Raw genomic sequence first — 12,302 nt, forward strand, 5'->3', positions numbered from 1 at the left:
CGGCTGCGGGGCGGTGGTTGCCCGGGGCGGCGCCTTCCGGGCGACGCCGACCGGTCCAACGCCTCGGTCGTGGACGCGCCGCTGTGTCAGCCGGTCAGACGCCAGATGGTCAGCATGCCAGCGGGGCGCGGACACGCGACCGCCCGCGCCGAGAAGGCGCACCTTTCCAGGGGCACGGGCAACTGTGCCAGGTCGAGGCCTTCGGGCGTCAGCCAGGCGACCTGGCCCGGCCCCGGGCCGGCCCCGCGGACCAGCACGGTCGCCGACGCGGCGAAGGCCAAGTACACCTCCCACCCCGCGACGTCGAGCAGTGGGCGCGCGGTCGAGGCGTCCAGCAGCGCGGTGGCCGGAGACCCGATCGAGCCCGGATCCGGGCCGGCTACCAGCAGACCGAGGGGTGTCGGCACGACGAAGCTGCCCCCGGCGAAACGTCGGCGTACGACGCCGGTGGCCTTGTCCACGATCTCGACCGGGTTCACCGCCTGTTCCTGCTCCGCCGACTGCGACGAGACGCACCAGAACGCGCCGCATTCGGTGCGGCGCACGAACGGGGCCGTGAGCGGGATGGGTGTCAGGTCGGCGGTGGAGTACCGGGCCATAGTCTTCGCGTCGCCCGCCACTGTCTCGAGGACCAGCTCGTCGCCGATGATGTTCAAGTCGACGGGCACGGCTCCACCCAGGTCCACCCGGTGGCGGCGGAGCACCCGCCCGTCGCGCAGGTCATGCGAGGTCAGCTCGCCGGTGGTCTGCAGCGTCCAGATCTGCACCTGGCCCTGGTCGCGGAAAGCGGCCGTGTAGTCGATCGCCGGCAGAACGTTCTGCGCGCTCCAGCGCGGCCCGCCGGTGCGCACGTCCCGGACGGTGACCTGCATGGAGGCACGGTCTTCGCTGGTCGACCAGATGGCGACCGCCACGTCGGCGAGCGGTGTCATGGGCAGGCCGTCCTGCCATCGGATCGCCCCGGTGACGACGTCGACGGCGTAGGTGGTCCGGCGGTTCGTGGCGGTGTCCTGCATCTCGGTCACCATGAGGCCGGGCACGGTCCCGGCGGGGGTCAGGCCGCTGCCCGCTGTTCCCGGCAGTGCGATGTTCCAGCGTTGGGTGCCGTCGTCGAGGCTGTACCCGGCGAGCCGTCCCGCGTCGCGTACCACCAGCACGTCGCCGATGATCTGGAAGTCGCCCTGCGGGGACAGGGTGATGGCGGCCAGTTCGTCCAGGCGGCGTCCTGTCGCCGCACCGCCCAGTGCGAGCACCAGGGCCACGGCGACGAGGGCCGTCAGCGGGCGCAGCGCGGCGCGCAGGCCCGGCCGGTCGGGTCCGGGCTGGTGGTCCTGCCAGCCCGCGCCGAGGTCGATGACCGCGGTCGCGCCGGTCGGTTCGCCGTTCACCGTCACCGCTTCCTTGTCCGCCGGATCGCGCCTGTGTGAGGCGGCGCCGCGGGGCGGCCTGCCGTCGCGTGGTGGAACGCCGTGGGGCGTACCGGCGGTTGCCATCGTTCTGTGCCTGGCGCCACGGGCATGCGCGGGGTGCGTGGCTGTCCTATGCTGCCGCCCGTGACGCCGACCCCTCCGCAGCCTGACAACACCGCGCGCAACATCACCGTGATCGTGGCCGTCGCGGCGGTGGCGATCGTGTGCGTCGTCGCGGTCGCCTGCCTCGGCCCGCTGGGCCTGTTCGCCTGGATCGCCGACCGGCAGATGGACTGGTTCGAGGAGCAGTCCAGCGACATGCCGTTCCTGCTCAGATCGGCGGTGTCCGTGCTGCTGCCCGGCTGAGGACTGCGGACTCCACGACCGGCGCGGCCGTTACCGCCGTCCGGGCCGGCCGCTCGTGCCGACGGCGGTGCGGACGTGCCGGTCGCGGGCCAGCACGGCCAGGGCGGCCAGTCCGAGGGCGAGGTGGAAGACGTTGTCGACGGGGGCGAGCGGGATCGCCACGGGTGTCGTCAGGAGCAGGCCGTCGATGAACCAGCCGATCGTGCCGAGCAGCGTGTATCCGACGCCGACCGCCCAGGTGAACAACCGGGCCGGTAGTTCTGTCGCGGCGAGCCATCCGGCATAGGCGGCTGCCAGCATGGACAGCAGGTGCAGGACCACGTGCGCCCAGTCGTGTGCGAGCCGGTGTTCGGCGAGTTTGACGACCAGCGGGTAGGCGGCGAACAGGAAGAACACGACGGCCGCGATGCGGCAGTACCGGCGCGGAGCCACACTCCATTATGGGCACTCGGAGGCGGCGAGCGCTGTCCCGCAACGGATCCGGACCGATCGGTGTTCCTGGCTGCCCGGGTGGGCTGCCCGGTGTCGGAACGCTCGGCTGGTGGCGAGGCCTGTGCAGGAATCGGGTCGGCGACGGGTGCTGCGGCGGCTGCGAGCAGGCGACTTCGGGCGATCGGGCGTTGACGCTGGAGTTGCGGGTGCGCGCCGTGGACGAGTCTGCGGTGCGCCAGCTGTTACCGCGGGTCGTAGCGGCACGTGTTGCCGGTGCGTACGGTTCGGTCCAGGTGCGTGGCCAGCTCCGGTAGCGCCTCGCGGATACGGATGATCGCGTCGCGGATGCGGGCGGTCACCGCCTTGCGGGCACGTTCGGCCGCCGACGCGCCCAGGGGCCGGCTGTGGCCGTCCGGGCGGGTGGCCTGGCGCAGCTGGGTGAGCAGCTGCTCGCGCTCGTCGGTTGCGACGCGCCGGCGGCCGAGGTCGTGATCGGCGTCGGCGTCGGCCAGTTCCTGCTCGAGCGCCGCCAGCCGCCGCCGGTAGGCCGCCAGTGCCGTGCGGTCCAGCACCGGATCGGCGCGGTCGGCGGCGGCTGCGGCGGCTCCGGCGAGGGTGAGCGCGGGGTGGTCGATGCCCGGTGCGGCGAGCAGTGACGCGAGGTCGTGCAGCCCTTTGCAGTCGCGCAGGAACGCGGTCCGGCCTTGGTATCGGGCCTGCCACAAGTCGCCGACCCGCTGCAGCGCGACCTCGCCGTCAGGGTGCCGCGGCGGGGGCTGTTTTCGTGGCTGCGTGTCCAGTGCGGCGATCGCCGCGTGGGATTCTGCCTGCCAGCCTCGGGCACCCAGCCGTCGGTGGAGTTGGGCGGCGCGGCCCAGCCACTGCCGGGCCGGGGCCTGCTCGGCGAGGGCGGCGTGCAGCGTGCCGATCCGGTGGGCGTGCGCGCCCATGAAGGCGACCAGTGCCGCGTTCACGGCGCAGGTCTCCGCCAGCGGCAGCAGGTCGCCGAGCAGCTGCCGGCACAGCGGGCGGTCGTCGAGGGCGATGGCGGCGGTGGCGAGCTCGCCGACGAACACCGACCACAGGTAGGACCGGTCGGTGCGCCAGTCCGGAAGCGCGAGCACGGTGTCCAGTTCGCGTCTGGCGAGGTCGAGGTCGCCGGCGCGGGCGTAGAAGCCGGCGGCCACGGCGTGGGCGTGGGCGGGTGCGCCGACCCACCAAAAGACGGCTTCGGCGGCGGTGTCGCGCAGTTGCGCCGCGTCGCCGCGGGCCCGGACGATCTCGAGGCGCTGCGACATGCGGACGTTGCCGGCGTCGGCGTCGCCGACGGCCTCGCCGAGCGCGGCGGCTTGGGCGCTGAGCTGTTCGCCGGCGGCCAGGTCGCCGTCGAGCAGGGCGAGCGCTGCGCGGCGGATGTGCAGGTTGTAGTCGTGGCGGGGCTGGCGCAGTTGCCGGGCGGCGTGGTCGTAGGTGTGCAGGGTGGCCCGGAAGGCGGGGTTGGCGGTCTCCAGTTGCGCGGTTGCGGTGAGCAGCAGCGCCTGGGTCTGGCGTTCGGGGTCGTGGGCCTGGCGGGACAGTTCGCCGATCTCGGTGGCGATCTCGGCCCGGCGGGTTGCGGTGCCCGGTGTCCACAGCACGTCGTGTTGGGCGAGTAGGCAGCCGGCGAGGGTGGCCGGGTCGCCGACGTGGCGGGCGACGGCGATGGCGTGTTCGGCCAGCGGTGCGGCGCGGGGCCGGTCGGCGGGCACGGAGTGTTGCAGTTGCCGGGCGAGCGCAGCGGTGACCTGTGCTTCTGTGGCCGTGGTGGTGCCGGCGAGGGCGTGGTGGGCCTGTTCGAGGCGGTTGATCAGGTCGGTGCGTGGCATGGCGAAGCGGGCGCCGATGCGGTCGATGCCCAGCGCGACCGCGCCGATCAGGGCTGGGTGGCCGGTGTGCCGGGCGCGCTGCCATGCGGTGTCGAGCAGGTCGCGTGCTGTTGCGGTGTCGCCGGCGCGCAGGCGATGGTCGGCTTCGGCGGTGAGCAGGTCGACGTGGTCGGTGTCGCTGAGGGTTGCGCCGGTGCCCAGGGCGGCGGTGCGGACGCGGCCTAGGTGGGCGGCGGCGTCGGTGAACGCGTACCGCTCGGCGTCGGCCTGTGCGGCGCGGCGGGCCCAGAGCAGTGCTGGGGTGATGGTGTGCGGTAGGGCGGCGGTGCAGTGGTGGGCGATCTCGGCGGCGAACACGGTTCCGCCGCGCTCGTGTCGGCGCTGTAGCGCTGCCGCGAACCGGGCGTGCAGGTGCAGGCGCTGCGCGGTGGACATTCCCGAGTAGATCGATTCGCGGTAGAGGTCGTGGGTGAAGCGGGTCCCGTCGGCGGCGGAGGTCAGGATGCCGGCGGCGGTGGCCTGTTCGGTCAGTTCCGTGATGCGGGCGGGCGGCTGTTCGGTGACCTGGGCGAGCACGTCGGGCAGTAGCGTGCCGGTGCCGACCGTGGCGGCTTCGACCAGGCGGGCGCAGTCGGCTGACAGCCGGGAGGTGCGTCGCGCGATGACCTCCCGTACCGCGGCGGGTACGGTGCCGGCCGCGGGGCCGTCGGAGAGCAGCCGGCTGAGTTCGGCTGCGAAGAACGGGTGTCCGCCGCTGCGTTCATGTACCACCGGGGCCCACTGGTCGGCTGCATCGGCGCCAGCGACGGCGTGGACCAGTTCGGTGATCTCCTGGGGGGACAGGCCGCGCAGTGGCAGACGTTCGGCCAGCAACGCCACGTCGGCCATCGTGGTGGCGGCTGGGCCGGCGAGTTCGTCGGGGCGGTAGGCGGCCAGGAGCAGCAGCGCGCCCGGGTAGGTCATGCCGGTGAGGAACCGCAGCAGTTGCAGGCTGGCGTCGTCGGTCCATTGGAGGTCGTCGAGGACGACCACCACGGGTCCCTGACGGACGGCTGCTGCCAGTGTGCGTGCGACCGCGTCGAAGACGCGTAGCCGGCCGGTGGTCCCGTCGCCGCCCGCCGGTCCTGCGTTGAGCAGGCTTGCCGCGGGTACGGTGGCCGCCGGTCCTGGCTGCCGATCGTGGTCGTCCAGGCAGCGCAGCACCTGGGTCCACGGCCAGTACGCGGGTGCCTGCTCGCCGTTCCAGCAGGTGCCCCAGGCCGTGCGGGTGCTTGCGGTGGTGGCGTCGGTGGTGAACCTGGCCAGCAGCGCGGTCTTGCCGATCCCGGCCTCGCCGCTGACGAGTACCAGTGCGGGTCGGCGCCAGCCGGAGCCGGCGGTCGCGGCCAGTGCGGCCGCGAGGCGGGACAGCGCGTCTTGGCGGCCGACGAAGGTGGACACCCGGGCATTGTCGCGCAGCTTCGGCGTCTGGTCGGCAAGTGCCAGGCGTTTTCTGGCGGTTGCGTGTGCCGTTCTGGCGCGTAGAGGAGTGACAGGACAGGACCGGCGGATGATTTCCGGAGGGCAGTAGCCGTGACGACGACGTTCGACCCGCAGGTGTACAAGTCCACCACTCGGCAGCAGTGGCAGGACGCCGCTGAGGCCTGGCACCGGTGGGGGCCGCTCATCGAGGACTGGCTCGGTGCAGCGACGCAAAGGATGCTCGACGCGGCGGGGATCACCGCCGGTAGCCGGGTTCTCGATGTCGCCGCCGGGGCGGGTGGGCAGACGCTGGCCGCCGCGCACCGGGCCGGGCCGGCTGGGCAGGTGCTGGCCACGGACATCTCGCCGGCGATCCTGGCGTACGCGGAGCACTCTGCGCGTGACGCGGGGCTGTCCAACGTGGCGGTCCTCGAACTGGACGGGGAGCGCCTGGACGTGCCCGAGGCGTCGTTCGATGCGGTCATCTCCCGGGTCGGGTTGATCTACTTCCCGGATCAGCAGGCGGCGCTGGCGGGGATGCGCACCGCGCTGCGGCCCGGGGGGAGGGTCGCCGCGGTTGTCTACTCCGGCGGCGACCGCAACGGTTTCTTCTCCGTGCCCGTCGGGATCATCCGGCGTCGGGCTGCGTTGCCGCCGCCGCTGCCGGGTCAGCCGGGACCGTTCAGCCTCGGTGCGCCGGGGGCGGCGCAGGACGCGTTCGCCCGTGCCGGGTTCCACGACATCACCGTCGATGCGGTCGACTCGCCGGTGCGGCTGCCGTCTGCGGCCGACTGCGTCCGGTTCGAGCGGGAGTCGTTCGGCGCCCTGCACCAGATGCTGGCCGGGCTGTCGCCGGCGGAGCGAGACGAAGCCTGGGCGGAGATCACCGCCGAGTTGGCGGCGTTCGAGGGCCCGGCAGGCTTCGTCGGGCCCTGCGAGATGCTCGTGGTGTCGGCGACCCGCTGACGGCCGCGCCCTGCCGGTGAACGTCGGCCCCCACTGAAGTGCCAGCGGGGGCCGACGCTGTCATCCTTCGCAGACGCGGAAGGCGCAGCCTTCGTCGCCGCCGGGTCCGCCGGGTGCGGCGAGGACCGGGCTGGGCAGGCCGGGGTAGGTCTCCGGCTGTGCCTTCGTGGTCCGGGCCGGTTCGGCGAGCACGAACGTCTCGACCAGGTTGGAGTCGATCAGGGCGATCAGGCCGGGGTTGGCGGGGTTGCGCGGCTCTTCCTCGTAGCCGGGCGCCGTCCAGCCCCGTACGACGTTGATGGCGGATCCCCGCAGCTTCAGCTTCTGCTCCACGACGTCGTAGGTGACGATCGTGGTGTCGGCTTCGGGGTTGACGTACTCCTCGTCGTCGGGGGTGTCGGAGTCCTCGTAGTCCGAGGCGACCTCTTCGCAGCTGCCGCCTGAGGTGCACGCCTCGACGACGGTCGTGGTCGAGCCGTAGTCGCCGTCGGCGGAGATGTATTCGACGACCGTGGTGGTGACGGTGCCGATCTGGTTGCCGTCGCCGTCGCGGACGAATTCGGTGCTCTTGGTGGTGGTGGTCGTTCCACCGCCGCGGGAGTCCTCCGTCTTGACGTAGGTGACGTTCGTGACGTCGCCGGTCACCGGGTCGGTGGTCGTGCTCTTCGACTCGTGGGTGGTGGTGCCGCCTTCTGAGGACTCCCGGTGCTGGGTGACGGTCTTCGGGCCGGCCGAACCGTCGCTGTTGGTGCGGGTGGTCGTGACGTCGCCGCTGCCGGGGTCCTGGGTGACGGTCCTGCTGGCGCCGTCGTTGAAGTCGACGTGGGTGCCTGTTCCGCCGTCGATGACTTTGCTGTTCTTGACCCCGCCGTGCTCGGAGCCGAAGGTGTAGACGGGTGAACTGCCCGCGCTGACCAGCGAGGCGTCCATGCCGTGGGTCCGGCGGCCGGCCGGTTTGCCGCCGATGCTGGTGGTGCCGAGGCCGACGGTGAAGCCGTCGCGGTCGAGGTCGAGGCCGGCCGTCTCGACGTCGCCCATGGTGAGGCCCATACGGGTCATCGCGTCCTTGCGGCCGCCGAGCGGGAAGGCGCCGAGCGGGTCCTGGCCGGCTTCTTCCCTCGCCTTGACGATCTCGGTGGGCATGGCGATGAAGATGCCGCGCCCGTTCTCGAAGGAGGGCAGCTTGTGCTCGACGGCCAGATCGAGGACCGGTGTGAGCAGCGGGCGGCTGTTGGGGTCGTACGGGTCGGAGCCGGCCATCAGCTCGTCGGCGTCGCAGACGCCGTCGTGGTCGGAGTCGACCACGCCCCAGGCCATGTAGCAACCGGTGGGGTCGCAGAGGCGTACCACGTCGCGGTGGCGGGGCGGGGGTTCCTCCTGCGCGGCGGCGGGAGCGGACAGCGTGGCGGCGCCGAGGATGCCGGCACTGATTATCAGGGAGATCCGTCGCAGGGTGGGGGTGCCCGGCCGGTGGGGGAGGGGGTGGGCGTTCATGGACCCGACGGTGGCAGCAGGTCCTGCGCGGATCGGCGGCGAGTCGATTTTCCGATAGCCCTGGGCTCGTCTACTAGGGATTCCACCAGGTAGCTCGTTGACCGGAATGTCGGGGCGGTCCGCGTGCATCCGGTGGGTTCCGGCCGTGAACAGCGGGTGACGGAACCGGCTGTGGATAACGATCGGGTAACGGACCAACCGGGACCCCGGTTCACATCGTCATCGACGGAATCGGTATTCGGCGCTGGCCGGATACGCCATTCCCGCCCTACGGCGGACGCCGTGAATCGATGTGTGTCACCCGCGTCCGTGGTCGAGTCGACGACCGGCCCGGTGCGTGTCGCTGCTCGTGAAGTGGCGTGCCGACCACGATCGACGCCGCAGTGGATCGGTTGCGGTGATCCTCGTCCGGTCGCGGTTTAGTTGCGCAAGAAGTTATTTCGATGCCGGCCGCAAAGGCACCCATTGCATCGACGTTCGCGAATGCTGTCAAGATCGCCCAGGCCTTTACAGGGCAACGGCGTCCCGTTTAGCTGTGCGCGCCGGCTGTATGGCCGGCGCTCATCCACCTAACGAAACGGGGTGTCGGTGGTGAGGGTTACTTGGCGTACCCTTTTTGCGGCGCTGACAGGCGCTGCCATGGTCGCGACGGTAGGCGTCGCGGCAAGTTCGGTCCCGGTGGCCGCCGCTGCGGCGGCACCGGCGTGTACGGACGTGGCTCCCACCGAGGACGCCGCGGCGGCCATGGCTGCCGCGTGCGGCAGGTCCGTCGTCGCGGACTCGACCAGGACCCAGACCTCGCAGGTGACCGTGCACGCTGACGGCCGCCGCACGTTCGAGTCCGCGGTCGTGCCGCAGCGGGTCCGCAGGAACGGCGCATGGGCCGACGTCGACCTCGGCCTGCAGCGCGGCGCCGACGGGCGGTGGCGGCCGGGTGCCGCCGTGGCCGACGTCGCGTTCTCCGGCGGTGGCACCGGACCGCTGGTCACGCTGACCCGCGACGGCAAGACCATGACGATGTCGTGGCCGGGCGGGGCCCTGCCCGCCCCGGTCGCCTCCGCCGACACGGTCACCTACCCGAACGTGCTGCCGGACGTGGACCTGGTGGTCCGCGCGACCGACACCGGGTTCAGCCACGTGCTGGCGGTCAAGACCGCCGCCGCGGCCGCCAACCCGAAGCTGCGGGCCGTGGAGTTCGCGCTCGGCGGCGACGCCCAGATCGAGCACGCCGCCGACGGTGCGCTGCGCGCGGTCGCCGGCCGTCAGCTGCTGGCCATGGCCGAGCCCGCCGTCATGTGGGACTCGCGCACCTCCAGGACCGCCCCACGCGACCGGCAGCCGGCCCGCTCCGCGACGGGCAGCCGCTCGACCGCCGCCGTAGCCGGCGACGCCGCCAGCGTCGCGAAGGTCGACGTCGCGCTCAGCGGCCGCAACCTGGTGCTGCGCCCGGACCTGAAGCTGCTGCAGGCCCCTGACGCGGTGTTCCCGGTGTTCATCGACCCGCTCTGGTCGGTCGACAAGCCCAAGTGGGCGTACGCGACGAACGACAACTCCAGCAACACCGACTACACCGTGGCTCGGGTCGGCCTGAACCCCGACACGGGCGCGCTGTGGCGCTCGTTCTTCGAGTTCTCCACCACGGCCAACAACGTGTCGCTCAAGGGCAAGCACATCGAGTCGGCCTACGTCGAGATGATGCTGACCCACTCCTGGTCGTGCGGCAACACCGTCTCCTCGATGCACCAGACGTCGGTCATCAACGCGACGATGAAGGCCACCTACTCGAAGATGAGCCTGCTGGCGTTCTCCGACGACGCGTCCGGACACGCCAACGAGGCCGGCGGCTGCTCCGACTCGCCGCAGGACGACATGGTCATGAAGTACATGAGCAGCGCCGTCACCACTCAGGTGCAGAGCGCGGCCACCGCCAACGCCAACACGATCACGTTCGGGTTCACCGCGCGCGACGCCAACGGGTCGGGCGAGTCCACCCAGGACCGGTGGAAGAAGTTCAAGCCCAACCTCGCGAAGCTGTTCGTCGAATACGACACCAAGCCGACCGCCCCCAACACCCTGCAGGTCGCGGGCGTGGTCTGCCCGGCCACCGGTGTGCTGACCATCGGCACCACCGCGCCGACCTTCTCGGCCATGTTCCCCGACGGCGACAACGACGACTCGCTCACCGGCCGCTTCGAATGGATCAAAGTGCCGGCCGGTGGCATGACCGCGGTCACCGACACCTCGCCGACCCGCGAGACGGCACCGCCGAACAAGACCGGTGTCAGCCCGAACTCCCGCGCCACCAGCAACAGCGTCACGGCGCTGCCCAACGTCACCTACGCGGTGCGGGCCATGAGCACCGACCGCTCGCCGTACTTCATGAACAGCCCGTGGTCGCCGTGGTGCCAGTTCAAGCTGGACAACACCAAGCCCGTCGTGACCACGACGGTGGTGACCATGCCGGCAGGCCCCGGCCAGGCCGGCACCTTCCGCATCGAGTCCCCGGACACCGACGTCACCAAGTTCAAGTACGGCTGGGGCGCGGCCACCACCGAGGTGACCGCGCAGGGCACCGGCACCGGCCCGCGCTACGCGCAGGTCACCGTGACCGTGCCGAAGTTCGGCCGCAACGTGCTCAACGTCTCGGCCGTCGACGCCACCCTCAACGAGGGCGTCGGCTCGGTCGAGTTCACCGTCGCCCGCCCGAAGCCGCCGCTCGCCCGCTGGGGCCTGGAGACCTACCCCGGGGTGAACCAGACCGCCGCCCTGGACGACCAGGCGCTGGCCCTGGCCGGTGACACACCACTGACACCGGTGGACATGAACTGGACCGACGACGTGCACCTGGTCGACGGCCAGACCGCCACCTTCAACGGCACCACCTCACGCGTGTTCAACGACGCGCCGCTGATCGACCCGACCAAGTCGTTCAGCGTCGCCGCGTGGGTGAAGCTGGGCAACGCGGGCGACGCCCTGCCGACCGGCGCGAAGGTCGCCGTCGTCCAGGACGGCGACCTCAACGACAGCTTCGTGCTCGGCTACTGGGGCGGCTCCGTCAAGAAGTGGGGCATGTGGCTGCACACCAGCGACACCGCCAGCCCCGCCGAGACCGGGCTGGCCTACTCGTCGGTGCCGGTGACGATGGGCGTCTGGACCCACCTCGCCGGTGTGTACGACGCGGCCAGCGGCAAGACGACGATCTACGTCAACGGCGTGGCCGCGGGCTCGGCGACGGTCACCGGCCTGCAGGCGTGGCCGCTGCGCTCGCACATCTCCATCGGCCGCGAGTACTACAACGGCAACCTCACCAACTTCTGGTCGGGGCAGATCGCCGACGTGCAGGTGTACGACCGGGTCCTGGTGCCACACGACTTCACCGGCCAGCTCGCCTCCGACCCGTTCTCGGGCGGCTACGACGAGCCCGGCATGGTGACCCCGCTCGAGGTCGCGTCGTGGGACTTCAGCGCCGCGGTGCCGTGCTACATGGCGGACCTGCGCGACACCTGCGAGGCCCCTGACGGACGGGCGTGGAATCGCTGGCTGGCCCTGACCCGGGGCACCGCGACCGGCGCCGGACGGCCCGGCAGCTCCCTCGGCGTCGAGATCGACCGGGAGTACTTCCCGGAGGAGGGGTTCGTCGAGGTCAGCTCGGAGTACGGGCGCAGCGCCTACAAGACGGGCATGACCCCGCCCAACGGCGACGGCCAGCAGTTCACCACCTGGCAGAACACGCCGGTGCTGCGTACCGACCAGTCGTTCACGGTCTCGGCGTGGGCGCGTCTGGACCTGGACACCGGCAACTACGCCGTGGTCTCCCAGCGTGGCACCCTCGAGAGCGCGTTCTGGCTCAAGTACCAGGGCTCACAGGGCACCTGGCAGTTCTGCCTGACCGACGAGGACGTCAACCCGTACGTCACCTCCTGCGTCACCGCGGCGCAGGCGCAGGCCGTCAACGACTGGGCCCACCTGACCGCGGTCTACGACGCCGTCCGGCACGAGATGCGCCTGTACCTCAACGGGCATCTCAGCCAGACCCGGGCGGTGCCCTTCGATCCCTTCAACGCCACGGGCCACCTCGCCATCGGCCGCACCCTGTGGCACGGCAACGAGGCCGACGTGTTCGTCGGCGGCATCGACGACGTGCAGGCCTGGCAGGGCGCGATGACCGACGCGCAGGTGCTGACCCTGCACGATTCGCAGGTGCAGCAGCCCTGACAGTGACCGGCGGTGGCGGGGGCCCCGGGGCCCCCGCCCCCCCGCGGTGCCGGGCGCGGCGGCCCCGCCCCGGGGCGGGGGCCCGATCAAAAGA

General features: G+C 71.7%; 7 protein-coding genes. 3 read left to right on the plus strand and 4 right to left on the minus strand.

The features are described 5' to 3' along the window. Positions 1–86: 86 nt before the first annotated feature. Complete coding sequence (locus tag F9C41_RS18060; RefSeq protein ID WP_155388007.1) at positions 87–1,388, minus strand: PQQ-binding-like beta-propeller repeat protein; 1,302 nt, start codon at positions 1,386–1,388, stop codon at positions 87–89. 165 nt (positions 1,389–1,553) lie between these two features. On the opposite strand from F9C41_RS18060, the gene F9C41_RS18065 reads away from it, so the two are divergent. Next, the gene (locus tag F9C41_RS18065) at positions 1,554–1,775 is read left to right on the plus strand and encodes a hypothetical protein (RefSeq protein WP_155388008.1); all 222 of its coding nucleotides are present in this window, start codon (positions 1,554–1,556) and stop codon (positions 1,773–1,775) included. A gap of 30 nt (positions 1,776–1,805) precedes the next feature. Here the strand turns inward: F9C41_RS18065 and F9C41_RS18070 are convergent, their stop codons facing one another. Both F9C41_RS18070 and F9C41_RS18075 read right to left on the minus strand, forming a co-directional pair. Then, on the minus strand, positions 1,806–2,207 hold the full coding sequence (locus tag F9C41_RS18070; protein WP_155388009.1) for a hypothetical protein: 402 nt from the start codon (positions 2,205–2,207) through the stop codon (positions 1,806–1,808). Between the two features lie 242 nt (positions 2,208–2,449). Next, complete coding sequence (locus F9C41_RS18075; protein ID WP_196279827.1) at positions 2,450–5,512, minus strand: ATP-binding protein; 3,063 nt, start codon at positions 5,510–5,512, stop codon at positions 2,450–2,452. A gap of 132 nt (positions 5,513–5,644) precedes the next feature. On the opposite strand from F9C41_RS18075, the gene F9C41_RS18080 reads away from it, so the two are divergent. Then, positions 5,645–6,499, plus strand: coding sequence for a class I SAM-dependent methyltransferase (locus F9C41_RS18080; protein ID WP_155388011.1), 855 nt, complete (start codon positions 5,645–5,647; stop codon positions 6,497–6,499). 60 nt (positions 6,500–6,559) lie between these two features. On the opposite strand, the gene F9C41_RS18085 is transcribed toward F9C41_RS18080, so the two are convergent. Continuing rightward, positions 6,560–7,993 carry a hypothetical protein gene (locus F9C41_RS18085; protein WP_155388012.1) on the minus strand — a complete coding sequence of 478 codons (1,434 nt, stop codon included), beginning with the start codon at positions 7,991–7,993 and terminating at the stop codon, positions 6,560–6,562. A gap of 639 nt (positions 7,994–8,632) precedes the next feature. Here F9C41_RS18085 and F9C41_RS18090 point away from each other — a divergent pair. Next, complete coding sequence (locus F9C41_RS18090; protein ID WP_230689713.1) at positions 8,633–12,208, plus strand: LamG domain-containing protein; 3,576 nt, start codon at positions 8,633–8,635, stop codon at positions 12,206–12,208. Positions 12,209–12,302 lie beyond the last annotated feature (94 nt).

This window comes from Catellatospora paridis (assembly GCF_009720365.1).
Taxonomy (GTDB): domain Bacteria; phylum Actinomycetota; class Actinomycetes; order Mycobacteriales; family Micromonosporaceae; genus Catellatospora; species Catellatospora paridis.